The organism is Nocardiopsis sp. NPDC006139 (assembly GCF_040614155.1).
Classification (GTDB): Bacteria; Actinomycetota; Actinomycetes; order Streptosporangiales; family Streptosporangiaceae; genus Nocardiopsis; species Nocardiopsis changdeensis.
Window position 1 is genome coordinate 59,515 of record NZ_JBEXTT010000028.1, and the last position, 23,867, is coordinate 83,381.

A 23,867-nucleotide genomic window follows, 5' to 3' on the forward strand; every position below is an offset into this window, starting at 1 on the left:
CCCGGGGCGCTCAGGCGCCGGCGCCCCCGGCGGCGGGAGCGCCGGTGAGCGCGGCGCGGTCGGCGCGGACGCGCTCCACCAGCTTCTCGCGTCGGACCCCCAGCTCGGCGGTGGCGGCCACCACGCGGACCACACCCTCGCGGACCTCCTCGCGCACCACCCCGGGCAGGTGCTCGTCCAGGGCCTTGAGCACACCCGCGGCCCCCTCGGCCGAGTGGGCGTCGACCAGCGCCCGGGCGGTGTCCGGCTCCGCGCCACGTAGCGCGGCGGAGGAGCCGGGGTCGCGGGGCCGCAGGAAGTGCCAGAAGCCGACGGGCGGGTAGAACGGCAGGCCTCCACGCCCGGAGCCGGGCGACGTGCGCACTTCCCACTGGAGGGTGTCGTCCTCGACCGCGACGCCGAAGGCCTCGTTCAGGTCGCTGTGACGGGGCCCCCAGGTGACGACGAGGTCGACCCCGGTGCCGGGGAACCGCAGGATCCCCATGGGCCCGCCGGTGGCGCCCCGCACCAGGTGGCGGGCCCGGCGGCCGTCGGCCCCTTCCAGGACGTGCTCCCCCGTCCCGCCGTGGTGGTCCTCGACCGCGGCCCGCAACCCGCTGAGCCCGTCCTTGTGGCCCAGCGGCGAGTCCACCCCCTCGGGCAGGCGGACCAGGGACAGGTGCTCCGAATCCCAGCGCATCCCCTCACCGGGGCCTCCCGAGAAGAACCCGGGCAGGGACGTCCTCTGCTCGACCCCCGCGCCGGTCAGCACATGCCAGGTGTACCGCTCGAAGTAATCGTGGTGGACCCAGACGGCCGTGCCGTCGCTCATCTGCCGCATGACGCTGTGCTGTGACGGACTCGGCGCGAACCGGTACCCCGAGCGCTCGCCCTCGTCGCGGAGGGACTGCTGCTCGGACCAGTTCACGATGTCCGGGTCCGCGGAGGGGGCCGGGACGAACGTGTCGCCGGGCCGGTCGGACCAGTACGCGCGCCCGGACACAGCGACGAGGAAGCGGCCGTCCAGATAGCGCACCACCGGGGTCTCGCCCCTCCCGGCCGAGAACCCGATCGAGTCCCGGCGGCCGGTGTGGTCCACGGCGATCGCACGGTCGGCGCCCACCAGGGTGAGGACCGGCCAGGAGGGGCACAGCCGCCGCACCCCGCCCGGCCCGCCGAGCTCGGCGACGGCCTCGTCGAAGGCGGGCCAGCCCAGTTCCTCGGGCAGGCCGCCGTGCAGGGCGCGCAGCAGCGGGCGCAGCGGGTCGACCGCGGCCAGCTCGTCCTCGATCCCCTCCAGCGCCGCGACCGCGGCGCCGTCGAGCAGGTCGTCCAGCTCCCCCAGCGCGAAGCGGGCCTCGGGCAGCCCCGCCCGCCCGACCCGGGAGACGCACCCCTCGGCCCGGGCGCGCACCACCGGGACCGCCTCGGGCACCCCGGGGTAGAACCCGATCGCGCTGCGCACGCCGGGCGGCGCGCCGGTGTAGTGGCGGTGCAGGCGGGAGATCTGGAGCTCCGCGCGCGGCCCCAGCACGGGGTGCGCGAGCAGGCAGCCCAGGTGCGGAGAGTCCTTGATGTAGGAGAACTCCATCGTGCGCGGCGGGATCAGGACCGGGATCCCGTGGGCCAGGCAGGCCGCGAGCAGCATGCCGTCGAGATTGCCGTGGCCCGAGCCGGAGGTCCAGGTGTCCAGGGGCCGGCCCTCCGCCCGCAACCGCGGGGCCAGGCGCGGCAGGAGCGCGTACAGCTCCTGCGGCATGCGCTGCACGATGACCCCGTCACCGGAGGCGACGAACAGGTGCAGGCGGACGAAGCGCTGGAGCCAGCCCGCCACCCCCGCCTCGGGGGTCACCTCGCCGCGGACCAGGGCGTCGACCGCCCCGGAGGCGTCGAGCATGCGCAGCCACGTACCGCCGTCGTTCTTGGCGTAGCGCCCCGGGGGGAACAGCTCCCAGAACGCCGCCAGGTGCCCGGCGGGCGGCGGGGTCCGGGCGAACACCCCGGCCGCCCCCGTGAACAGGGCGGAGGGGACCGCGGTCCCGCGGGAGGCGGCGAGCACCCCGGCCAGCGCCCGGGACTGCTCCTGCTCCCCCACCCCGGCGGCCTTCGCGGTCTTGGCCAGCAGGGTGTGGGTGCCCGCCGCCGGTGCGCTGCCGCCCGCGGCGCGGGCGGTGATCAGCCCGGTCAGGGCGGGGTAGGCGCGCTCGGGGGGCAGGGTCTGCGTGATCCACGTCTGGAAGGCGCGCACCTCCTTGGCGGGCAGGACACCGCTGCGGGCCACGAAGAGGGTGTGGGAGGCGTGGTGGTCGGGGTCCACGGGCAGGCCGTGGTCGGCCTCGGCCCGGCGGGCCCGGGCGTGGGCGCGGGGCGCCGCCCACCGGCACTTGTCCCCGCCCTGCAACAGCAGCGCCTGGGTGACACCGTCCCAGAACCAGGGACGCAGTTCCGGGGGCAGGTCCTCGGCCCGGCGGTCCATGAACCGGAGGAACCGGTCGGCCTTGTGAACGGCCGCCGGGAGCTCCCCGTGCATGTCCTGCTGGGCCTTCTCGGCGGCGGGCAGGTCGGCGGGGCGGTTCTCGCGCGTCCAGTCGACCAGCAGGGACACCCGGTCGCGGGAGGTGGGGAGGGCGAAGGTCATGCCCGCATGCTGGCACGGCCCGGTGACAGCCGGTGTCCCGGGCCCCGCTCCGCGCCCTCCCGTCCCGGGGGAGGGCACGGCCCCGTCCGGGACGACGGGGCCGTGCGCGCCGCCCGCCGCCCGGAGAGGGGAGGTGAGGGAGGGCGTCCGGGCTGCGGGCGGCGGCCTTTCAGCGCACCGGCCTCAGGACACCGGGGCCTTGGTGTCCCACCCCGACAGCAGGGCGTTGACGTCGCGCACGCACCCGCCGCAGCCCGTGGTCGCCCGGGTGGCGGCGGCGATCGACTCGCGGGTGCGCGCCCCGTCCAGCCACGCCTGCTCCAGGTCGTCGCGGGTCACCGCGTTGCACCGGCACACCACCGGCGCCGGCCGCTCCCCCGCCTCCCCGGCGGGCGCCGCGGGCACGGTCCCCTGGAGCAGGGCCAGCCGGTCGGCGGGCACCGGGGCACCGGAGTCGTGCAGCTGCGACAGCACCGCCGCGGCCTCCGGGAACCCCAGCAGCACCGAGCCCACCAGCCGGTCCGCGCGCACCACCAGCTTGGCGTAACGGCCCCCGTGCGGGTCGCTGACGGTCAGCATCTCCAGATCCCCGCCGTCCTCCTCGTCGGTGTGCACCTCACCGAACGCCGTCAGCTCGATCCCCTCGGCCTTGAGCCGCGTCACCGGCCGCGAACCGGTGTAGCGGGCCTGCGGCTCGGTCCCGGTCAGCCGCCGGGCCAGCACCGCGGCCTGCTCCCAACCGGGCTGCACCAGGCCGGCGCCGCCGCCGGGGTGCTGGGCGCAGTCGCCGATGGCGTGCACGCGGGCGTCGGAGGTGGCCAGGGCGTCGTCCACCAGGACCCCGTGCTCCACCTCGATCCCCGCGTCCTTGGCCAGCTCGATGTTGCCGCGCACCCCGGCGGTCACCACCAGGGCGTCCCCCGGCAGCACCCGCCCGTCGTCCAGCTCCAGACCGGTGCCGGGGATCCAGCGCGAGGCCACCCGCCAGGAGTGCACCTTCACGCCCAGCGCGTCGTAGCGGCGCCGCAGGATGTCGGCGGCCGCGCGGTCGATCTGGCGGCGCATGATCCACGGCGAGGACTCCACCACCGACACCCGGGCCCCGCGGCTCTGGAGCCCCCGGGCGGCCTCCAGGCCCAGGACGCCGCCGCCCAGCACCACCACGGGGGCGCCGGGGCGCACCAGGGCCAGCAGCCGGCGGCAGTCGTCCAGGTCGCGCAGGGCGCACACCCCCTCCCCCGGGGCACCGTCGGCGGCCGAGACCCCCGTAACGGGCGGGAAGGCCGCACGGGCACCGGTGGCCAGCACGAGCTCGTCGTAGTCCAGGCGGGTGCCGTCGTCCAGGGCGACGGTGCGCGCCGCGGTGTCCAGGGAGACGGCCGACAGGCCGGTGCGCACGGTCACGCCCGGGGTGTCGGGAACGGGCAGCCGGATCTGCTCGGCGGTGTAGTCGCCCGCCACCAGACCCGACAGCAGGACCCGGTTGTAGGCGGGGTGGTGCTCGGCCCCCACCACGGTCACGTGGACGCGCTCGCCCGCCGGGTCCAGGCGGGCCACCTCCTCTGCGAACCGGGCGCCGACCATTCCGTTGCCGACGACCACGATCCGGCGTGCACCCTGCACGGTGTTCAACTGCTGCCTCCTACGGGGTGGGGTGTCGCGCCGGACGGCGTCGGCCGGGCGGGGACGGACACGGGGCGCGGGCCGCGCGTGCCCGGGGCTCTGCGGGGTCACGGGCCCGGTTCCGGCGGGGCCGGCTCCAGGCGCACGGCGCTCACCTTGAACTCGGGCATCCGGCTGACCGGGTCCAGGGCCGGGTTGGTGAGGTTGTTGGCGGCCTGCTCCCCGGCGTAGTGGAAGGGCAGGAAGACCGTGTCGAGGCGGGCCTCGGGCTCCAGCCGCACCCGGGCGCGCGTGGCGCCCCGGCGCGAGGTGACCAGCGCCGCGTCGCCCTCGCCCAGCCCGGCACGGGCGGCCGTGTCGGGGTGCACCTCCACGTACACCTCGGGCTCGGCCCCGGCCAGCTCGGGCACCCGGCGGGTCTGGGCGCCGGACTGGTAGTGGCCCATCAGCCGCCCCGTGGTGGCGATCAGCGGGAAGGCCGCGTCGGCCGACTCGGCGGGCGGCCGGTGGGCGACCGGGACCAGGCGCGCCCGGCCGTCGGGGTGGGCGAAGGAGTCCAGGAACAGGCGCGGCGTGGGCCCGGCGCCCCGCCGCACCGGCCAGTACAGGGCCTCGCCGGCGGCCAGCCGCTCGGGGGTGACCCCGGAGTAGTCGGCCGGGGCGCCCTCGGTGGCCCGGCCGAGCTCGGCCAGCACCGCGTCGGGTTCGGTGGGGAACCGGTCGGCGGGCTGGCCCAGCCGCACCGCCAGCCCCGCCAGCACCTCCAGGTCGGTGCGCACCCCCTCGGGCGGCGCGAAGGCGCGGTTGCGGCGCAGCACCCGCCCCTCCAGGTTGGTCATGGTGCCCGACTCCTCCGCCCACTGGGCGACCGGCAGCACCACGTCGCCCAGGGCCGCCGTCTCCGACAGCACGAAGTCGGCGGTGACCAGCAGGTCCAGGGACTCCAACCGGGAGCGCACCCGGGTGCTGTCGGGGGCCGACACCACCGGGTTGGAGCCGAACAGCAGCAGGGCGCGGGCGCCGCCGCCCTCCCCCAGGGAGTCCAGCAGCTCGAACGCGGAGCGGCCCGGCCCGGGCAGGGCGCCCGGGTCCACCCCCCACACCGCCGCCACGTCGGCGCGGGCGGCGGGGTCGTCGATACGGCGGTAGCCGGGCAGCTGGTCGGCCTTCTGGCCGTGCTCGCGGCCGCCCTGGCCGTTGCCCTGCCCGGTGATGCACCCGTACCCCGACCCCTCGCGGCCGGGCAGTCCCAACGCCAGGGCCAGGTTGATCCAAGCGGTGACGGTGTCGGTGCCCTTGGCGTGCTGCTCGCTGCCCCGGCCGGTGAGGATGTAGGCCGAGCGCGCCCGGGCCGCGGCCCCCAGCACGTCGGCGGCCTCGCGCAGGCGGACGGCGGGCACCCCGGTGACCTGCTCGGTGCGCTCGGGCCACCAGGCGGCGGCGTGCGCCCACGCGTCCTCGAACCCGGTAGTGCGCTCGTCCAGGTAGGCGCGGTCGATCCAGCCCCGCACCCCGGCCAGGTGCAGCAGCCCCAGGGCCAGCGCCAGGTCCGTGCCCGGCCGCGGGGCCAGGTGCAGGCCGCCGTTGTCCAGGGCCACCCGGGCGGTGGCCGAGCGGCGCGGGTCGATGACGATCAGGCGCGGCGCCGACAGGTGGCCCATCATCGGCGGCATGGTCTCGGCCGGGTTCGCGCCCGCCAGCAGGACGACCTCGGAGGCGCCCACGTCGGTCAGCGGGAACGGCATCCCCCGGTCCAGGCCGAACGCCCGGTTCCCCGCCGCGGCCGCCGAGGACATGCAGAACCGGCCGTTGTAGTCGATCTGGGAGGTGCCCAGGGCCAGGCGGGCGAACTTGCCCAGGGTGTAGGACTTCTCGTTGGTCAGCCCCCCGCTGCCGAACACGGCCACGGAGTCCGGGCCGTGCTCGGCGCGCAGCGCCAGCAGGCGCTCGGCGACGTGGTCCAGCGCGGTGTCCCAGTCGACCTCGCCGAACTCCCCCGTGCGGTCCTTGCGCAGCAGGGGGCGGGTGAGGCGGTCGGGGACGCCCAGGACCTCGGCGGAGGTCCACCCCTTGCGGCACAGCCCGCCACGGTTGGTGGGGAAGGGGGCCGGCCGGGCGGCGGGGCGGCCGTCCGGACCGGTCTCCAGGTGCATGGCGCACTGCAGCGCGCAGTAGGGGCAGTGGGTGGTGGTCATCGCTGCGCGGACTCCACGGCGTCGTCGGTGCGGTCGGCGGCGCCGGGGGCGGCGGTGCGGGGGCGGCGCAGGTAGACCGCCCAGGTGACCGCGGCGCACACCAGGTAGAAGCCGAGGAAGGCGAGGAACCCGGGGGCGGCCGACTCCGTCATCCGGAAGGACTCGCGGAAGACCAGGTTGATGGCCACACCGCCCAGGGCGCCCATCGCCCCGATCAGCCCCAGCATGGAGCTGGCGATGCGCTTGTTGTAGGAGTGGGCCTCCAGGGGGTCCTCGCCCCGCGAGACCGCGTCCTGGGCCCGGGCCGCGTAGATGGACGGGATCATCTTGTACGTCGAGCCGTTGCCCAGGCCGGTGAGGACGAACACCACCCCGAAGGCGCCCACGAACAGGGGCAGCGAGTCGGCGTTGATCGCGAACACGACCACCGCGGTGCCCGCGACCATCGCCAGGAAGTTCCACAGGGTGACCCGGGCGCCGCCCAGCCGGTCGGCCAGGCGCCCGCCCACCGGGCGGACCAGCGAGCCGATGGCCGGGCCCAGGAAGGTGATGGAGGCCGCCTGGAGGGGCTCCAGCCCGAACTGGTTCTGCAGCAGCAGGCCGAAGGCGAACCCGAACCCGATGAAGGAGCCGAAGGTGCCCACGTACAGGAACGACATGATCCAGAAGTGCCGGTCCCGGGTCGCCGCCAGCTGCGCGGCCACATCGGTGCGGGCACCGGTGAGGTTGTTCATGTGCCGGAAGGCGACCCAGATGGCCAGGAGCAGGAAGGGTACGTAGAAGAGCGGCACCAGCCGGGCGCCGTCGAGGGTGAACAGGGCGATGACGCCCAGGCCCACCAGCTGCACCGTGGCCACGCCGATGTTGCCGCCGCCGGCGTTCAGGCCCAGCGCCACGCCCTTCTCCCGCTCGGGGAAGAAGAAGTTGATGTTGGCCATGGACGAGGAGAAGTTGCCCCCGCCCAGCCCGGCCGTCGCCGCCAGGACCACGAACACCCAGTAGGGGGTGTCCGGGCTGCCGATCAGGTACACGGCCAGCAGGGTGGGCAGCAGCAGCGCGGCCGCCGAGATGATGGTCCAGTTCCGGCCGCCGAAGAACGGCACCGCCAGGGTGTAGGGGACGCGCAGGACCGCGCCCACCAGGGAGACCACCGACACCAGCAGGAACTTCTGCTCCGGGGACCAGTCGAACCCCGTCTGGGGGGTCATGAACAGCACCAGCACCGACCACAGGCTCCACACGGAGAAGCCGATGTGCTCGGAGAAGATGGACGCCCACAGGTTGCGGCGGGCGGTGCGGCGGCCTCCGTCGTTCCAGAAGGCGGTGTCCTCGGGATCCCAGTGGGAGATCCAGCTCTTGCCCGTGCGCGGTGCGCGGCGGCCTGTCTCGGGGGTCACGGCCGGCCCTTCCTGTTCGGTGTCGGCTGACGTTATCGAAGGTAGGAAGGGTGCGTTGCCTGGACGTGTCGGACCGTAACACGGGGGAAACAGTGGGCTCACCCGGAGGCCGGGGCGTCCGTGAGAACCCCCTGTTCGCGCAGGTTACCGGCGGTGCCGAAGGCCCGGGTGTGGCCTTCGACACCTGTGTCACCTCGCCTCAGCCGACCCGGGCCGACCCCCGCCACGCCTTCAGGGCGCGCCGGTCCCCGGCCAGGGCGCCGGGGCCGGGCTCGGCCCGGTTCCACAGCACCGGGTACAGCTCGGCCGCCGGCGCGGCCAGGACGGCGTCGGGGGCGTCGGCGTCCCCGCGGGTCGGGGACGAGCCCTGCGGGGTCATGGCCGCGGTCCAGGCGTGGCCGGTGTCGGTGGAGCGCACCGCCAGGGTCAGCGGCGGGTCGGAGGCCGGCCGGTTCTCGGGCCGGGCCAGGAAGCCCATGAGGAGTTCGTCGACGCCGTCGGCCGCGACCTCGGGGGCGACCGCCGGGTCCGGCGCGTTCGCCGGAGGGCGCAGCGCGCTCTGGGCGTCGATGCGGTGGACGGTCGTCTCGTGGCACTGCCGCCGGGCCCAGAACGCCAACGGGGAGGGGGCCGGCAGGAAGGCGAAGCACTCGGTGTCGGGGGCGGCGCCGGTGAGCGTGTCGACCAGGGCGGCGTGCCCCTCGCGGAACCAGGCCAGGAGGCGGGCGTCCTGCGGCAGGTGGCCGTCGGGGGCGGCCTGCGGGGGCGGGCCGCCGTTGCCCGAGGCCACGTGCGAGGCGGCCCAGCGGTGGACGCGGCCGGTGTGGGCGAGCAGGTCGCGGACCGTCCACCCGGGGCAGGTGGGGACGGGGGCGTCGAGCCCGGCGCGTTCGGCGGCCCCGGCCAGGAGGCGGCCCTCGGCGGCCAGGGCGTCGATGTGGTGGGGAATGTCCATGGGGACATCCTGGCCGGGGGCGCCGGGGCCGGACCGCCCCGGGGTGCCCTCGGCGGCCGCCCGCCCCCGGCACGGGCGGCGGGGTCAGGAGTCGTCGCGCTTGGAGCCGGCGGCCGAAGCCCCGGCCCCGAAGGCCACACCCAGGGCCACGCCCATGGCGATCCCCAGCGCGATGTTGTCGAAGAGCATGCCGAAGACGATGCCGAAGGCCACGCCGAGCGGCAGGGAGAAAGCGGCGTTCTTCGCGTTCATGGGCGGCCTTTCCGGGCGGTACGGGTTCCCCCCTCTGACGCACCCGACCCCCAGCCGGTTCCCCCGCCCCGCGTGCGCACCCCCTTTTCCCGGCTCAGCCGGTGCCGGGCTCCAGCGGCTCGGCCACCGTCTTCACGACGCTGTCGTAGATGATCTGGCTGCGAAAGCCCGCCACCTCCCGGCGCTCGGTGAGCCGGTCGATGAGGAAGGAGTGCAGCGCGTCCAGCGACGGCGCGGACACGTGGACCAGGAAGTCGTGCTCCCCCGCGACCACGTACACCGCCGACACCTCCGGCAGGGCGTGCATCGCCGCCTTGAAGCCCTCGATCGCCCGGCGGCTGGGCGGGCGCAGCTGCACCGACACGAACGCCTGCACCCGGCGGCCCAGTGCCTGCGGGTCGATGTCGGCGTGGAAGCCGCGGACGACGCCGCGCCGCCGGAGCAGGCGCACCCGCTCCAGACAGGTGGAGGGCGCCACCCCCAGCTTCGCGGCCAGCGCCCGGTTGGTCTGCCGCGCATCGCGCTGGAGTTCGCGCACGATCGCCGAATCTAGTTCGTCCACGGTCCGTTCCCCGCCCCTCGCTCCGAATGATGTTCGGCATTGCACCACCAACGGCATCCGCCTGTCTAGCCTGATGCGCGTCCACTTGGCGGATGAACGGAACACGGGAGCGGGGCGGACCATGGCAATGGACACCAAGATCGTCGTCGTACTGCGCGAGGACCTGCCGCCCGGGCAGGCGGCCAACGCGGGCGCGGTGCTCGGGCTCGCACTGGGCGGCCGGCTGGAGCACTCGGTGGCGGCCGACGGCAAGGACGCGGGCGGGCGGGTGCACGCCGGCCTCAACCCGCACCCGGTGCCCACCCTGACCGCCACCGGGGAGCGGCTGCGCGAGATCAAGGAGGAGGCCGAGGACCGGGGTCTGCTGGTGGTCGGGTTCAACGAGGTGGCCCGCCGCTCGCGCGACTACGTCGCCTACCTGGACGCCCTGGCCGACACCGCCCCGGAGGAGGTGGAGTACACCGGACTGGCGCTGCTGGGGGCGCGGGGGGAGGTCAACAAGCTCACCAAACGGCTGCCCTTGCTGCGCTGAAGCGGGACAGGGGCGGGGGTGGTGTGAAACGGTGGACGTGTGAGTCCAGTGGTGGAGGTCTTCGATCCCCTCACGGCCGCCCCCGCCGACCTGGCGGCGTGGAGCGCGGTCCATGTGGCGGGGCGACGTGAACTGTCCGCAAGCGCCCCCGAGCCCGACGAACTGGCCCAGCGGCTGGGGCAGGGGCGCGGCGGCCGGGCCTGGCGGTGGGCGGCCCGCCCCGACGAGGGGGGACCGATCCTGGGCACCGCCGAGTTGCGGCGCCAGCCCCACGACGAGGGCATCGGGTTCCTGCGGCTGTTCGTGGACGCGCCCGCCCGCCGCCGCGGCCTGGGCACCCGGCTGCGCGCGGCGGCCGCCGCGCGGGCCCGCGCCGAGGGCATGACCCGGCTGCAGAGCACCGTCCTGGCCGGCCGGGCCGGGGAGGCGTTCGCCCGCACCAGCCCGAACCTGCGCACCCTGCTGCACCTGGAACTCCAGGTGCAGACCTTCGACGAGGAGACCCTCCAGCGGTGCTGGCGGCTGGCGTCGGCGCCCAAACGCGGGTACCGGATCACCCACTGGGTGGGGTCGGCGCCCCCGGCGCTGGTGAAGTCCTTCGGCGAGGTGATGAACCACCTGCTGGACGCGCCCGGCGCCGCCTTCCAGGAGGAGCCGCGCCGGTGGGGCCCCGACGACGTGCGGGCCTGGGAGCGGAGGATCACCGAGGACGGCTCGCGGCTGCTGGTGGGCGCGGTGGTCGACCGGTTCTCCGACGAGGTGGTGGCGGCGACCGTGTGCACCGTGACGCACGGGCCGGTCGCCGACCAGCACGACACCGCCGTGCTGCCCGCCCACCGGCGGCGGGGCCTGGCCAGCAGGGTCAAGGCCACCCAGACCCTCCGTGTGCACGACAACTTCCCGCACGTGCAGGCGATGGCGGTGACCCTGAACCGGGAGAACACCGCGATGCTCCAGGTCAACCGGCTGCTGGGCTACGAGAAGACCGCCGAGCGGCTGCTGGTGGAGGAGGACCTCACCGCACAGGGCTGAGGCGCCCGGGCCCGGTCACCGGCGGGCCGTCAGGCGCAGCAGGTCCTCGAGGGAGGCCACGCTCTCCACCTGGGCGTCGGTGAGCCCGTCGATCAGGCGGCGGTAGGCCTGGGCCTGCGCGGTGGTCGGCATGCGGCCCGCGTACACCTCGGGCAGGCTCAGCTCCATCCCGCACACCGCGCGCGGCGCATACCGGTGCGGGTGGCGGGCCACCGTCCAGGCCACCCGCACCGCGTGCTCGTTGCGCGGCGCGACGGCGGGGCGGTCGACCTCTCGGGCGGCGTACCGGTTGCCGTCGGCCAGGTCGCAGGGGGCGCAGCCGCGCTCCCCCGACCCCAGGGGCGCACCGCAGTCGGGGCAGGCGAGCAGGTCCAGGGCGGCGTCCACGACGCGCCACTCGAACCGGTCGGGCGCGTCGGCGACCAGCGCGGCCAGGTCGCGCTCGGCCGGGGTGCCCGGGGCCGCGCCCCACTCGGCCAGGGTCCGTTCCCAGGCGCGGTCGGCCTCGGCGGCGATGGCCGCCACCGTCTCGGCCAGCGCGGGGGCGCGCCAGCGGGTGCGGGTGATGTTCACCGGGGTACGGTAACCGCCCCCGGCCGCCCCGTGCCAGGCGTTTTCCCGCACCCCCGGGCGCGTGAGGGGCCCCGCCCTTCCGGGCGGGGCCCTCACACCGCGCTCAGCGGTTCTTGTCGTCGGAGGTGAAGGCGTCCTTCACCTTCTCGCCGGCCTGCTTGAGCTTGGCCTTGTTCTGCTCGACCTTGCCCTCGGCCTCCTGCTCGCGGTTGCCGGTGACCTTGCCCGCCTGCTCCTTGGCCTTGCCGCGGAGCTCGTCGAACTTGTTCGGGCCCTTGTTCTCCTCGGCCATCGTGTCCTCCTTCGATACGGGTTCAACGGGGCCACTGACCGTTCCGCCGGACTTCATGCATCGCCACGTCCCGCACACCCCTTCCCCGGGGGTGGAACGGCGCGAAAGTCGGTACTCTGCCTGCGCGATCCGAGCGTGGTCGAAGGAAGACGAGGAACCCCCTATGGACCCCCAGGCCGACATCTCCATCCAGCTCCCGCCGGGCAAGCCCGCTCTCTCCGGGGCCGGCGAACCCGTCATGTGGATCAGCGACGGCACCGCCCCCGACGGGCTGTGGCAGGAACTGCGCGCCGCCCACGCAGACTCGGGGTGGTGGCCGCTGCTGCTGACCTCCATGAGCGACGAGGACGGCGACCGCCCCTGGGAGACCGGCGAACTCTCCCCGCCCGCCCCGGGCACGGCCGCCGACCACGACGTGGAGGCCGTCCTGGCCAAGGCCTGGAGCGGCTCCACCGAGGTCGACGAGGAGTACGACCACCTCGTCCCCGAGCAGCGGCTCGCCGTCACCGCCCCCCACGGCCTCACCTGGCCGGGCCTGGCCCCCGAGGCGCCGCTGACCGCCGACCCCGGCGAGTGCGCCGACCGCAGCGCCGCCTGGCTCGCCCAGCGGCCCGACCCCCGCCTGGGCCTGGTCCGGGCGGCCTCCGGCGCCGAGGCGCTCAGCGTCATCGGCTGGCAGGGGGCGGTCAACCACGGCCTGGACGTCACGGCGATCTCCGCGGTCCTGGCCGACTGGGAGCGCCGGTTCGGGACGCGGCTGGTGATGGCCGGGTTCGACACCCTGGTGCTGAGCACGGCCTCCGTCGTCATCGACCGGGAGCGGGCGATGCGCGTGGCCGCCGAGCACTTCGCCCTGTGCCCCGACAACGTCTGGCAGGGCACGGGCAGCCTGGAGTCCTACGCCGAGTCGCTGATCGGCGACGAGACCTGGTCCTTCTGGTGGGACTGACCGCTCACGCCCGGCAGAGCAGGTAGAGGAGGGCGCTGACGGTGGTGGCGCCGACCAGCTCGCCGCGGGCGATCAGCGCGGGGACCTCCGCCAGCGGCACCCAGTCCCGGCGCTCGGACTCCCAGGCGTCGGCGGGCTCGCCCACGTGCACCGCGTCGTCGGTGACGAACACGTGGTGCTCGCTGTCGGTGAGGCCGCTGGAGGGCTGCACCCGCAGCAGCGGCTCCAGGGTGCCCGGCCGCCAGCCCGTCTCCTCCTCCGCCTCGCGGGCGGCGGCCGCGCACGGGTCCTCGCCCTCGTGGACGCCGCCCATGGGGATCTCATAGCCCCAGGTGTCGGTGATGAACCGGTGCCGCCACAGCAGCAGCACCCGGCCGCCGTCGCGCAGCACCGCCCCCGCGCCGCGGGGGCGGCGGATCAGCCGGTGGTCGAGGTGCCGGCCGTCGGGGAGCTCGACGTCGGCGACGCGCACGTCCAGCCACGGGTCGGTGTAGAGGGGGCGCTCCGAGTGGACGGTCCAGCGCACGGGCGGCTCACTTCCCAGTGAATTCGGGCGTTATGTGGATTTTCCTGTGGAACTGTGCACCGTGTCCGCGCCGACACGCCACCCGTTTTCAGCCTTCCGCCCGCCACAGCAGGGAGTGGCGCCAGAACAGGTGCCGCCGCAGCCGCACCCCCGGCAGGATCCGGCCCGCCTCGCGGGCGATCTCGGGCAGTGTCATGGCGGCCGGCGCGGTGCGGGCCGTCATCGCCTCCGGGCGCGGGCGGCGCCCGCGCGCCCAGCCCACGGCGAGGTTGGCCGGGACGGCGGCGGCGCCCAGCAGGTGGTCGGTGAACTGCGACGGCTCGTGCACGCCCAGCACCAGCAGCGTCCCGCCCGGGGCGAGCCGGTCGCGCATCCGCTCCAGGGCCGGGGCGAACGGCAGGTGGTGCAGCACCGCCACGCAGCTGACGACGTCGAAGGGCCCCTCGGGCAGGTCCTCGGCGGCGTCGGCCACCCGGAAGGAGACGCCCGGGCACCGCCCCGTCGCCGCGCGGGCCAGGTCCACCACACGCGGGTCGGCGTCCACCCCCACCACCTCCGCGGCCCGCCCGGCCAGCGCCCGCACCAGGTCGCCGGTGCCGCAGCCCACGTCCAGGGCGCGGTCCACGCGCGCCGGGAGCTGTTCCAGGAGCCACCGGTGGTAGTGGGCGTTGTGGTCCCAGGGGTGGGCGTCGTTGAACCGGTCGACGGCGGCCAGGAGTCCGGGCATGTCTCCTCGTTCGGGACGGGGGCGGGGCGGGCACGTTAGGTTAGACCACCCGTGGGACGAGAGGAACGCCCGATGCACACTGTCCGTTTCGCCGAGTACGGCGCCCCGTCGGTGCTCACCGTCGAGGAGGCCGACCGCCCCGAACCCGGGCGCGGGCAGGTACGGGTGGCGGTCAAGGCGGCCGGGGTCAACCCCTTCGACGTCAAGGTGCGCTCGGGCGCCATGCGGTTCGGGACCCTGCCGCGCGGCCTGGGCTCGGAGGTCGCCGGAACGGTCGACGCCCTGGGCGAGGGCGTCACCGACACGGCGGTGGGCGAGGCGGTGGCGGGCTGGGCGCTGACCGGCGGATACGCCGAGTACGCGCTGGTGGGGACCTACGCGGCCAAGCCCGAGGAACTGGACTGGGCGCAGGCCGCGGCGCTGCCGGTGGCCGGGGAGGCGGCGCTGCGCGGACTGCGGGAGCTGGCGCCCCGCAAGGGCGAGACGCTGCTGGTGCACGGGGCGTCCGGAACGGTCGGGGCGATCGCCGTGCAGTTCGCGGTGGCCGACGGGGTGACCGTCGTCGGCACCGCCGGGGAGGCGAACCTGGAGCGGGTGCGTGCGCTGGGCGCGATCCCGGTCGCCTACGGCGAAGGGCTGGCCGACCGGGTCCGCGAGGCCGCCCCCCAGGGGGTGGACGCGGTGCTGGACGCCGCCGGGCACGGGGTGCTGCCGGACGCGATCGCGCTGCGCGGCGGCACCACAGAGCGGATCGTCACCCTGGCCGACGGCGCCGCCCAGGAACTGGGGGTGCGGTTCTCCTCCGGCGGCGCGGCGGGGCAGACCCCCGAGGTGCTGCGCACCCTGCTGGACGCCCAGGCCCAGGGGCGGCTGGTGATGCCCGAGCCCCGCCTGATGAGCCTGGCCAACGCCGCCCAGGCCCACGCCGAACTGGAGGCGCACGGCTCGGGCAAGATCGTCCTCATCCCCTGAGCCCGCGTCCCCCGCCCCGGGGCCCCCGGGGCGGGGACGGTCAGGCGCGCTCGCGGCGGTCGGCGTTGGCGGCGAAGGCCTCGCGCAGGTAGAGGCTCAGCCCCGGGGCGCCGGCGTCGATGGTGGCGGTGAACCGCTCGTCGTCGACGTACAGGGCGCCCAGGCCGCGGTGGATCTCGGTGGTGCAGTCGTAGTACCAGCGGGTGATGTGCTCGCGGTGGCGCTCGGCCAGGTCCATGGCCCGCTCGCCGTCGGCGGGCGCCCCCTCGGCCATCGCGTCGGCCAGGGCCCGGTAGATCTCGGCGGCCTCGGCCTGGTTCCGCTGCCAGTCCTCCTTGGTGTAGGAGCCCACCTTGCGCTGGGACTGCGCGTAGGCCTCGCAGCCGCCCCAGCGCCGTTCGGCCTCGGCGGAGTGGGACTCCACGTCGAAGTCGCCGAAGAGCTCCAGGCGTTCCTCGGGGGTGATGTTCAGTTCCATGGTGTCGGCCTCCAGCAGGAGTTCCAGGCTGCGCGCCAGGGCGCGCAGGCGTTCGATGCGTTCGGTCACCAGCCCGTGCTGGCGCAGCAGGTGGGAGCGGGTGTCGGCGGCGGGGTCGTCGAGGATCCCGGCGATCTCCTCCAGGCCGAAGCCCAGCTCCCGGTAGGTGAGGATGCGGCGCAGCCGCTCCAGGTCCCCGTCGCTGTAGCTGCGGTAGCCGGAGGGGGTGCGCTCGGCCGGGACGAGCAGCCCGATCCGGTCGTAGTGGTGCAGGGTGCGCACGGTCTGCCCGCTCAGGCGGGCGACCTCGCCCACGGTGCGGCCCATCGGCCCTCCTTGTGTCCGCGCAGGTGACGGGGGTGTTCCCGGTGTCTTCGACGCTAGGCCCTGACGCCGCGTCAGGGTCAACCCGTTTAGCGCCCGTACCCCCGACCGGTTCCTACTCGTCGGTAACATTGCGGCATGAGCCCTGACCCCATCACCGAGCAGTACCGGTTCGACCGCGACACCCGCGTGGAGAAACTGGCCGACGGCGAGTTCGCAGCCACCCTCACCGACGCCTGGACCACCTTCACCTCCCACCCCAACGGCGGGTACGTCCTGGGCACCGCCCTCAACGCCCTGCGCCAGAACCTCGGCCAGCCCGACCCGCTGGCCGTCTCCGCGTTCTTCCTGCGCCCCGCCGCGCCGGGCCCGGCCACCGCCCGCACCGAGGTGATCCGCGAGGGCCGCCGCACCGCCACCGGCCAGGTGGTCCTGGAGCAGAACGGCAAGGAGGTCATCCGCGCCACCGCCACCTACGGCGACCTCACCCCGAACCCCGCCGCCCGGGTGCTGACCCTGGACACCCCGCCCGACCTGCCCGCGCCCGGGGACTGCCCCGTCCCCGACGAGTTCGCGGACAAGCCCGACGGGCTCGGCATCGCCCACAGCGTCGAGTACCGCTACCCCACCCGCCCCGGCTGGCTGGACGGCAAGAAGGACGGCCGCCCCCACGCCGAGTTCTGGATGCGCTTCGCCGACGGCCGCGAACCCGACGTGCACGCACTGCCCGCCATGGTCGACTTCGCCCCGCCCGCCGTCCTGGACATCGGAGAGTTCACGACCATCACCGTCGAGCTGAGCGTCCACGTGCGCGCCCGGCCCGCCCCCGGCTGGCTGGCCTGCCGCGTCTTCACCAAGCACGTCTCCGGCGGCCTGCACGAGGAGGACATGGAGATCTGGGACTCCACCGGGACCCTGGTCGCCCAGTGCCGCCAGCTCGCCATGCTCCTCTGACCGGGACCGGCGACTCCCCCCACTCGCCTAGAATCCCAACGGGTCCGACGGCGCCCGGCCCGACCTGCCCGGGCCCGTCGAACCGGGAAGCGCTCCGACCAGGCCGCGCCCGCGCGGCCACCGGTTCGGTCGGGACCTTCCGCCCGACGGGGCCGCCACCGACTCGTGGCGGCCCCGAAGTGCTCCCCGGCACCGCCGCCTCCCGCGCACACGACCCGCCCCCCGTCGACATGACCCGACCGGCGAAAACGTGGCGCCACTCCCCGCGCGCACGGCGCGCCCGCCCGCTCAGACCTCCGCCCCGGCGCGCATCACCGCGCGGAAGTGCGTGCTCAGCCGCTGGTCCTCGTCCAACAGGTGGAACGCCACCCCCGGCGGCTGGGTGCGGTCGGCGGCCGGCTCGCCCTCCCAGGGCATGCGCAGCGTCCACGTCACCCCCGGCGCCAGCAGCAGCGGCCGCCCCGCGAACATCGTCGCGCCACCGGTGTGCATGTGGCCCACCAGGATGCCCGCCACCCGGGGGTGGGCGCGCAGCAGCCCCGCCAGGTCGTCGGCGTTGCCCAGGCGCATCGAGTCCGGCAGCGGGTGGTGCATCCGCACCGGCGGGTGGTGGAAGGCCAGCAGCGCCGGGACGTCCGCCGGCAGATCGCTCAGCGTCTCGTTGATCCACACCAGCGTGGCCGTGTCCAGCCGCCCGCCGTCCTCGCCCGGAATGGTGGAGTCGCAGGCCAGCACCGCCGCCCCCGCCACGTGGTGCACCCGGTTGAACGGCTCCGCCGACGCCCCCTCCCCCAGCAGGTGCGTGCGCAGCCCCGCCCGGTCGTCGTGGTTGCCCGGGCACACGATCACCGGGAACGGCAGGTCCAGCAGCCGGGCCGCCTCCTCGTACTCCTCGCGCGCGGGGGTGTCGGCGATGTCCCCCGTGACCAGCAGGGCGTCCGGGGCCTGCGGCAGGTCGCGCAGGTAGGCCACGGTGCGCTCGGCGCGCTCGGTGGCGCGCTCGGAGCCGTCCAGGTGCAGGTCGCTGATGTGCGCGAGAAGAAGAGTCATCGGGGTCCTTTCCGGGTTCACCGGAGACGAGGTTCTAACGGATAAGTTAGTGTTAACCGTTAGAACGCTAGCCCGTGGGGAAGGATGCGGGCAAGTGGGGTTGCGGTGAACGAACGGGGGATCATGGACGGCCGACTGGCACTCGAACTGGCCGGGACGATCCGCCACGACGGCTCCGGCGTGGCGGACGACCTGGACGGCGTCGAGGGGACCGCGCACTGGCTGGCCGCCGCGGCCCACCTGCTGCCCGAGGGCGCGGCACCGCCGGTGGACGAGGAGCTGCACGCCCAGGTGGTGACCCTGCGCGGGGCGGTGCGCACGCTGTTCGCCCGGGTGGTCGGCACGGCCCGGCCCGGCCCCGCCGACACCCGCCTGCCGCCCCCGGACCGGGAGGCGCTCGCCCTGCTCAACGCGGCGGCGGCCCGCCAGGCGGTGGTGCCCCGGCTGCGCTGGGAGGGACCGGACGTGCCCACCGTGGAGTTCGCCCCGGGCGGGGGCTGCCCGGACACCGTCGCGGCGCTGGCCCGCGCCGCCATCGCCTTCCTGGAGGGGCCCGACCGCGAACGGCTGCGGGTCTGCACCGCCCCGCGCTGCGAGCGCTACTTCGTCCAGGCCCACGGACGCCAGCAGTGGTGCGGCACCTCCTGCGGCAACCGGGCCCGCGCCGCCCGCCACTACCGCCGCCACGCCGCCGCCCGCACCTGAACCGGGCACCTGCCCGCCCGGCCCACGGCGCGGGCGCCGACCGTCGCGGGGATGCGGTGTACTGGCTCCATGCCGATCTACGACTACCTCGCCGCCGCTGACGACACCGCGGCCGCCGCCCTGCTGGAGGCCGACCTCGCCGAGGCCGGCGTGCCGCTGCTGTCCGTCAAGGGGGTCGACCCCGCCGTCGACCTGGGCGGGCTGGAGGCGGCCCTGACCGGACTGTCGGCCGACGAGGTCGGCCGGGACCCCCGGGCGGCGGCGCTGCTCACCGACCCGGCCCACGGCGGCATGTGGATGATGACGCTCACCGACCGGCTGCGCGACGCCCTGGCCGCGGCAGCCCCCTCCGAGCGGGAGCGCGCCGCGGCCGCGTGGGCGGCCGGCCTCTTCCCGGACGGCGCCGACACCTCGGGCCCGGCCGGCTTCACCGAAGCGCTCGCCGACCTGGCCCGCACCGCGGCCGCCCGGGGACACCGCCTCTACTGCCGGGCCGTGCTCTGACCCGCGGGCCGGCGCCGCCGCCGGCCCAGGACGCCGTGCAGCGGAGAGAACAGGTAGGCCAGCGCGAACGCCGTCGCCTGCGCCAGCACCACGGACCCGCCGGTGGACACGTTCAGGTGGTAGCTGGCGAACACCCCCGCCACCGCCGCCACCACGGCGACCCCCACCGAGATCGCCAGCATCCGCTCGAACCGGTCGGTGAGCAGGTAGGCGGTCGCCCCCGGGATGATCACCATGGCCACCACCAGGATGATCCCCACCGCCTGCAGCGCCACCACCACGGTCACCGCGAGCAGCCCCAGCAGCAGCGTCTCCAGCAGGCGCGGGTTGATCCCGACCGCGTGGGCGTGCACCCGGTCGAACGCGTACAGCGTCAGGTCGCGGTGCTTGAACCACACCACGCCCAGCACCACCGCCGCCAGCACCAGGATCTGCGCGATGTCGGCGTCGGACACCCCCAGCACGTTCCCGAACAGGATGTGCCCCAGGTCGGTCTGGCTGGGCACCGCCGACACCAGCACCAGCCCCAGCGCGAACATCGCGGTGAACACCACCCCGATGACCGCGTCCTCCTTGACCCGGGAGGTGCGGTTGACCACCCCGATCAGCGCCACCGAACCGGTGCCGAACACCAGGGCGCCCAGCGCGAACGGCAGCCCGAACATGTACGACAGCACCACCCCCGGCAGCACCGCGTGGGAGACCGCGTCCCCCATGAGCGACCAGCCCACCAGGGTCATCCAGCACGAGAGCACCGCGCACACCACCCCGGCCGCCACGGCCACCAGCAGCGCCCGGCGGACGAAGTCGAACTGCACCGGCACGGCGAACCAGTCGACGACCGCGGTCAGCGCCTCCACCGCTCCCCCTCCTCCTCGACGTGGACGCCGAAGGCCTCCATGACGGTCTCCGGACGCAGCACCTCCTCGGGCGCGCCCCGGGCGACGACGCGCCGCTGCAGCAGCACCGCCTCGTCGCACAGCTCCGGCACCCGGGCCAGGTCGTGGGTGGACAGCAGCAGGGTGCGGCCCTCGTCGCGCAGCCTGCGCAGCAGCGCGGTGATGGTGGCCTCCGACCCCTTGTCGACCCCGGCGAAGGGCTCGTCCAGCAGCAGCACGTCGGCGCCCTGGGCCAGGGCGCGGGCGACGAACGCCCGCTTGCGCTGGCCGCCCGAGAGCGCGCCGATGCGGCGCTCGGCCAGGCCCGTCAGGTCGGTGCGCTCCAGCGCGTGCTCCACCGCCTCGCGGTCGGCCGCGCGCGGGCGCCGGCGCGGCCCCATGCGCCCGTAGCGGCCCATCATGACCACCTCGCGCACGCTCACCGGGAAGTCCCAGTCGACCTGCTCGGTCTGGGGCACGTACCCCACCAGCCCCCTGCGGCGGGCGGTGGCGCCGTCCAGGCCCAGCAGCCGCACCCGGCCGCGGTCGGCGCGCACCAGCCCCAGGACGGTCTTGAACAGGGTGGACTTGCCCGAGCCGTTGGTGCCCAGCAGCCCGCAGATCCGGCCCGGCCCCACCGACAGGGACACCCCGTCCAGGGCGAGCACGTCGCCGTAGTGGACGGTGGCGTCCACGACCTCCACGGCGGGCGCCGGGGGCGCCGCGGCGCTCACGGCCGCCCCCCGGCGAGCCCGGCCACGATGGCCTCGGCGTCGTGGCGCAGCAGGTCCAGATAGGTGGGCACGGGGCCGCCCCCCTCCGACAGGGAGTCGACGTACAGGGGTCCGGCGAGCTCGGCCCCGGTCGCCCGGGCGACCGAGCGCTGGGTGCCGTCGTTGACGGTGCTCTCGCAGAACACCGCGGGCACCCCGTTGTCCTCGACGTACCGGGTGACCTCCGCGATGCGCTGCGGGGTGGCCTCGCTCTCGGCGTTGACCGGCCACAGGTACATCTCGGCGAGCCCGGCGTCGCGGGCCAGGTAGGAGAAGGCGCCCTCGCAGGTGACCAGGGCGCGGGCGGGCTCGGGGACGGAGCCCAGCTCCTCCTCCAGGTAGTCGCCGACCTCGGTGATCTCGGCCTTGTAGGCCTCGGCGGCGGCCGTGTACCCGGCCTCGCCCTCGGGGTCCAGCCCGATCAGGGCGTCGCGGATGTTGTCGACGTAGACCAGGGCGTTGTCGGGGGACATCCAGGCGTGCGGGTTGGGCTCGCCCTCGTAGTCGCCGGAGGAGATGGGGATGGTCTCCACGCCCTCGGAGAGCACGGCGGTGGGGGCGTCCACCCGTTCGGTGAACCGGGCGAACCAGGCCTCCAGGCCCAGGCCGTTCTCCAGGATCAGGTCGGCGTCCTGTCCGCGGACGAGGTCGTCGGGGACGGGCTCGTAGCCGTGGATCTCGGCGCCGGGGCGGGTCAGGGAGGCGACCCGGACGCGGTCGCCGGCGACGTTCTCGACCATGTCGGCCAGGACCGTGAACGTGGTCAGGACCAGGGGGCGCCCGTCGTCGGCGCCGGCGGAGGAGCCCGCGGAGGAGGAGCAGGCGGTCAGGGCCAGGGCGAGGACGAGCGGAGCGGCGGCCCAGCGCGGTGAAGGGTTCCAATCTCTGAAGTTCGGCACACCTAACTTTTTACCACGTACGGGCGAAACCATGCGTGTCGGACGTGGCGTCCCCCATTCCCGCCCCCGTCGGCGCCCCGGCCCTCCCAGCTCAGGCCGGTGCGCACCCGCCGACGGGCGAAGGCCCCGCCCCGCGGGCGGTCCGGGGCGGGTGCGCACATCACTACAATCGTGCCCTGGCCGCCCCCCGTGCGCGCCTTTTCCGTACACGACGGCCCGCACCCGAGGGAGCCCGATGGGGTCCGAGACCGAACCCGAGCGCCTGCTGCGCGAGCGCTACCGCCTCACCGCCGAACTCGGCCGCGGGGGGATGGGACGGGTCTGGAAGGCCCACGACGACGACCTCAACCGCACCGTCGCCGTCAAGGAGATCCTGTTCGGCCCCGGGCTGAGCGAGGAGGAGCGGGCCCGCGCCGCCGCCCGCGCCCGCCGCGAGGCCCAGGCCGCCGCCATGGGGTCGCACCCCAACATCGTCACCGTCCACGACGTCTTCGAAGAGGACGGCCGCCCCTGGATCGTCATGGAGTTCCTCACCGGGTGCTCCCTGTACGAACTGGTCCGCCGGGAGGGCGTCCGCCCCGCCCACGAGGTCGCCCGGTGGGGCCTGGACCTGCTCAGCGCCCTGGACACCGCGCACCGGCAGGGCATCACGCACCGGGACGTCAAACCCGAGAACGTCATGGTGACCGACAGCGGACGGGTGGTGCTCACCGACTTCGGCATCGCGACGATCGCCGACACCACGGCCGTCACCCAGACCGCCGGGATCATGGGGTCGCCCGCCTACCTGCCCCCCGAACGCCTCTCGTCGGGACCGGCCACCCCCGCGGGCGACCTGTGGTCGCTGGGGGCGACCCTGTACCTCGCGGCCACGGGGATGTCCCCGTTCCGCCGCGAAGGGGTCCCGGCGACCCTCAACGCCATCCTCCACCAGGAACCGCCGGAACGGCTGGCCCCGGGGCCGCTGCGCGAGGCGGTGCACGGACTGCTGGCCAAGGACCCGCAGCGGCGCCTGGACGCCCGGCGCTGCCGGGCGCTGCTGGAGGCCGGCACGGCCCCCGCGCCCACCCCCCGGGCCCCCGCGGCCGCGGCCCCCGCCCCTGCGGCGGCACCGCAGGTCCCCCCGCCCGGCACCGGACCCCAGGCGCCGGCCGCACCGCCGGCCCCTGTCGGCCCCCCGCCGCAGCCCGGCCCCGCAGCGGCCGGCACCACCCGGCAGGTCGCCCTCACCGGCTCCTTCATCCCGCCCCGCACCGCCCCCACCCTCCCGGTCCAGCCCCCGCCCCCGGGCGCCCCCGACGGGCACCCCCGGCCCCGCGCGGACCGGCCCGCCCCGCGCGGCCGCCTCTCCTGGCCGGTGGTGGTCCTGACCCTGGGCCTGGCCCTGGTCGTCGCCGGGGCCGCCGTCCTGGTGGTGGTCGACCCCTGGGGCGCCCCCACCGGGACCGCCCTGTCCGGCACCGGCCCCGGCGACGGCGCGCCCTCCGACGACGCGGACGCCGCCGACACCACCGCCGCCGACGCCACCCCCGGGACCGGGCAGACGCAGGAGGAGCCGCAGGAGCCCGCCCACAGCGGCATGACCTGGACACCGGACCCCGAGAACGGCTTCTCCGTCCTGGTGCCCGACGGGTGGATCCGCCGGGTCGACGGCACCAGCGTCTTCTACGACTCCCCCACCGACGCCACCTACCTCCAGATCGACAGCGCCGAGCACCCCACCGAGGACGAGTACCAGCACGTGCTCGACCAGGAGCAGGGGGTGATCGACTCCGGGCGGCTGCCGGACTACCGGCGGATCCTGGTCGAGGACGTCACCGACCGCACCCCCTTCCAGTCGGCCGCCGACTGGGAGTTCGGCTGGACCGGCGACGGGCAGCAGCGCCGCGTCCTGGCCCGCAACATCACGGTCTCCCCCGGCGTGTACTACACCGTCGCCTGGGCCGGCCTCGAAGGGGACTGGGCCGGGTACGAGGACATGCGCGCGGCCGCCCTGGACTCCTTCGCCCCCTGACCCGCCCCGGTGCCGTCGGCGGCCGCCGACGGGACCACGGGGCCCCCACACCCCCGCCAACGGCGAAGCGCGCCGACGCAACCG

At 75.4% G+C, this 23,867-nt stretch carries 24 protein-coding genes; 8 read left to right on the forward strand and 16 right to left on the reverse strand.

Features of this window, described 5'->3' with window-relative positions; translation table 11 throughout:
• Window positions 1-10 precede the first annotated feature (10 nt).
• The 7 genes from ABZ249_RS28330 to ABZ249_RS28360 all read right to left on the reverse strand — a co-directional run bounded on the left by ABZ249_RS28330 (window position 11) and on the right by ABZ249_RS28360 (window position 9,601).
• On the reverse strand, window positions 11-2,617 hold the full coding sequence (locus ABZ249_RS28330; protein ID WP_355268922.1) for a hypothetical protein: 2,607 nt from the start codon (window positions 2,615-2,617) through the stop codon (window positions 11-13).
• Window positions 2,618-2,800: 183 nt separating this feature from the next.
• Window positions 2,801-4,249: an FAD-dependent oxidoreductase gene (locus ABZ249_RS28335; RefSeq protein ID WP_355268924.1), complete on the reverse strand. Its 1,449-nt coding sequence runs from the start codon at window positions 4,247-4,249 to the stop codon at window positions 2,801-2,803.
• A 98-nt stretch (window positions 4,250-4,347) separates the two neighbouring features.
• The gene (locus ABZ249_RS28340; protein ID WP_355268926.1) at window positions 4,348-6,435 is read right to left on the reverse strand and encodes a molybdopterin oxidoreductase family protein; all 2,088 of its coding nucleotides are present in this window, start codon (window positions 6,433-6,435) and stop codon (window positions 4,348-4,350) included.
• Window positions 6,432-7,832 (reverse strand): nitrate/nitrite transporter, encoded by a 1,401-nt coding sequence (locus ABZ249_RS28345; protein WP_355268928.1) that lies wholly within the window; start codon window positions 7,830-7,832, stop codon window positions 6,432-6,434. The genes ABZ249_RS28340 and ABZ249_RS28345 overlap by 4 nt, the downstream gene beginning before the upstream one ends.
• A 199-nt stretch (window positions 7,833-8,031) precedes the next feature.
• Window positions 8,032-8,787 (reverse strand): maleylpyruvate isomerase family mycothiol-dependent enzyme, encoded by a 756-nt coding sequence (locus ABZ249_RS28350; RefSeq protein WP_355268930.1) that lies wholly within the window; start codon window positions 8,785-8,787, stop codon window positions 8,032-8,034.
• 84 nt (window positions 8,788-8,871) lie between these two features.
• Complete coding sequence (locus ABZ249_RS28355) at window positions 8,872-9,039, reverse strand: hypothetical protein (protein ID WP_220561249.1); 168 nt, start codon at window positions 9,037-9,039, stop codon at window positions 8,872-8,874.
• Between the two features lie 94 nt (window positions 9,040-9,133).
• Window positions 9,134-9,601, reverse strand: coding sequence for an Lrp/AsnC family transcriptional regulator (locus tag ABZ249_RS28360; protein ID WP_220561250.1), 468 nt, complete (start codon window positions 9,599-9,601; stop codon window positions 9,134-9,136).
• A 121-nt stretch (window positions 9,602-9,722) separates the two neighbouring features.
• Here ABZ249_RS28360 and ABZ249_RS28365 point away from each other — a divergent pair, with 121 nt between their 5' ends.
• Complete coding sequence (locus ABZ249_RS28365; protein WP_355268933.1) at window positions 9,723-10,133, forward strand: DUF2000 domain-containing protein; 411 nt, start codon at window positions 9,723-9,725, stop codon at window positions 10,131-10,133.
• Between the two features lie 39 nt (window positions 10,134-10,172).
• On the forward strand, window positions 10,173-11,165 hold the full coding sequence (locus tag ABZ249_RS28370; protein WP_355268935.1) for a GNAT family N-acetyltransferase: 993 nt from the start codon (window positions 10,173-10,175) through the stop codon (window positions 11,163-11,165).
• 15 nt (window positions 11,166-11,180) lie between these two features.
• On the opposite strand, the gene ABZ249_RS28375 is transcribed toward ABZ249_RS28370, so the two are convergent.
• On the reverse strand, window positions 11,181-11,738 hold the full coding sequence (locus tag ABZ249_RS28375) for a hypothetical protein (protein ID WP_355268937.1): 558 nt from the start codon (window positions 11,736-11,738) through the stop codon (window positions 11,181-11,183).
• 103 nt (window positions 11,739-11,841) lie between these two features.
• On the reverse strand, window positions 11,842-12,030 hold the full coding sequence (locus ABZ249_RS28380) for a CsbD family protein (protein ID WP_220561253.1): 189 nt from the start codon (window positions 12,028-12,030) through the stop codon (window positions 11,842-11,844).
• A gap of 163 nt (window positions 12,031-12,193) precedes the next feature.
• Here ABZ249_RS28380 and ABZ249_RS28385 point away from each other — a divergent pair, with 163 nt between their 5' ends.
• Window positions 12,194-12,979 (forward strand): DUF4253 domain-containing protein, encoded by a 786-nt coding sequence (locus ABZ249_RS28385; RefSeq protein ID WP_355268939.1) that lies wholly within the window; start codon window positions 12,194-12,196, stop codon window positions 12,977-12,979.
• Window positions 12,980-12,983: 4 nt separating this feature from the next.
• On the opposite strand, the gene ABZ249_RS28390 is transcribed toward ABZ249_RS28385, so the two are convergent.
• Together ABZ249_RS28390 and ABZ249_RS28395 are read right to left on the reverse strand one after the other, a co-directional pair.
• Window positions 12,984-13,505, reverse strand: coding sequence for an NUDIX domain-containing protein (locus ABZ249_RS28390; RefSeq protein ID WP_355268941.1), 522 nt, complete (start codon window positions 13,503-13,505; stop codon window positions 12,984-12,986).
• Window positions 13,506-13,593: 88 nt separating this feature from the next.
• Window positions 13,594-14,232: a class I SAM-dependent methyltransferase gene (locus tag ABZ249_RS28395; protein WP_355268943.1), complete on the reverse strand. Its 639-nt coding sequence runs from the start codon at window positions 14,230-14,232 to the stop codon at window positions 13,594-13,596.
• A gap of 72 nt (window positions 14,233-14,304) precedes the next feature.
• Here ABZ249_RS28395 and ABZ249_RS28400 point away from each other — a divergent pair, with 72 nt between their 5' ends.
• Entirely contained in the window at window positions 14,305-15,204 is a 900-nt protein-coding gene (locus tag ABZ249_RS28400; RefSeq protein ID WP_355268945.1) for an NADP-dependent oxidoreductase, read from the forward strand.
• Between the two features lie 40 nt (window positions 15,205-15,244).
• Here the strand turns inward: ABZ249_RS28400 and ABZ249_RS28405 are convergent, their stop codons facing one another.
• The gene (locus ABZ249_RS28405; protein WP_355268947.1) at window positions 15,245-16,009 is read right to left on the reverse strand and encodes a MerR family transcriptional regulator; all 765 of its coding nucleotides are present in this window, start codon (window positions 16,007-16,009) and stop codon (window positions 15,245-15,247) included.
• A 135-nt stretch (window positions 16,010-16,144) separates the two neighbouring features.
• On the opposite strand from ABZ249_RS28405, the gene ABZ249_RS28410 reads away from it, so the two are divergent.
• Complete coding sequence (locus ABZ249_RS28410) at window positions 16,145-16,960, forward strand: thioesterase family protein (protein ID WP_355268949.1); 816 nt, start codon at window positions 16,145-16,147, stop codon at window positions 16,958-16,960.
• A gap of 288 nt (window positions 16,961-17,248) precedes the next feature.
• Here ABZ249_RS28410 and ABZ249_RS28415 read toward each other — a convergent pair whose 3' ends face one another.
• Window positions 17,249-18,010: a metallophosphoesterase gene (locus ABZ249_RS28415; protein ID WP_355268951.1), complete on the reverse strand. Its 762-nt coding sequence runs from the start codon at window positions 18,008-18,010 to the stop codon at window positions 17,249-17,251.
• A 105-nt stretch (window positions 18,011-18,115) separates the two neighbouring features.
• Here ABZ249_RS28415 and ABZ249_RS28420 point away from each other — a divergent pair, with 105 nt between their 5' ends.
• A complete protein-coding gene (locus ABZ249_RS28420; RefSeq protein ID WP_355268953.1) occupies window positions 18,116-18,715 on the forward strand; it encodes an ABATE domain-containing protein in 600 nt (199 codons plus the stop codon).
• 69 nt (window positions 18,716-18,784) lie between these two features.
• Window positions 18,785-19,219: a hypothetical protein gene (locus ABZ249_RS28425; RefSeq protein WP_355268955.1), complete on the forward strand. Its 435-nt coding sequence runs from the start codon at window positions 18,785-18,787 to the stop codon at window positions 19,217-19,219.
• Here ABZ249_RS28425 and ABZ249_RS28430 read toward each other — a convergent pair.
• From ABZ249_RS28430 to ABZ249_RS28440, 3 genes are read right to left on the reverse strand one after another with little or no spacing between them, the layout of a single operon-like run.
• Window positions 19,198-20,079 carry a metal ABC transporter permease gene (locus ABZ249_RS28430; RefSeq protein ID WP_355268957.1) on the reverse strand — a complete coding sequence of 294 codons (882 nt, stop codon included), beginning with the start codon at window positions 20,077-20,079 and terminating at the stop codon, window positions 19,198-19,200. The two genes, ABZ249_RS28425 and ABZ249_RS28430, sit on opposite strands and share 22 nt — an antisense overlap.
• Window positions 20,067-20,831 carry a metal ABC transporter ATP-binding protein gene (locus tag ABZ249_RS28435; protein WP_220561263.1) on the reverse strand — a complete coding sequence of 255 codons (765 nt, stop codon included), beginning with the start codon at window positions 20,829-20,831 and terminating at the stop codon, window positions 20,067-20,069. Before ABZ249_RS28435 ends, ABZ249_RS28430 begins: the two co-directional genes overlap by 13 nt.
• A complete protein-coding gene (locus tag ABZ249_RS28440) occupies window positions 20,828-21,769 on the reverse strand; it encodes a metal ABC transporter substrate-binding protein (RefSeq protein ID WP_355268959.1) in 942 nt (313 codons plus the stop codon). The genes ABZ249_RS28435 and ABZ249_RS28440 overlap by 4 nt, the downstream gene beginning before the upstream one ends.
• Window positions 21,770-22,004: 235 nt before the next feature.
• On the opposite strand from ABZ249_RS28440, the gene ABZ249_RS28445 reads away from it, so the two are divergent.
• Window positions 22,005-23,783, forward strand: a complete 1,779-nt coding sequence (locus tag ABZ249_RS28445; protein WP_355268961.1) for a serine/threonine-protein kinase — start codon at window positions 22,005-22,007, stop codon at window positions 23,781-23,783.
• Window positions 23,784-23,867 lie beyond the last annotated feature (84 nt).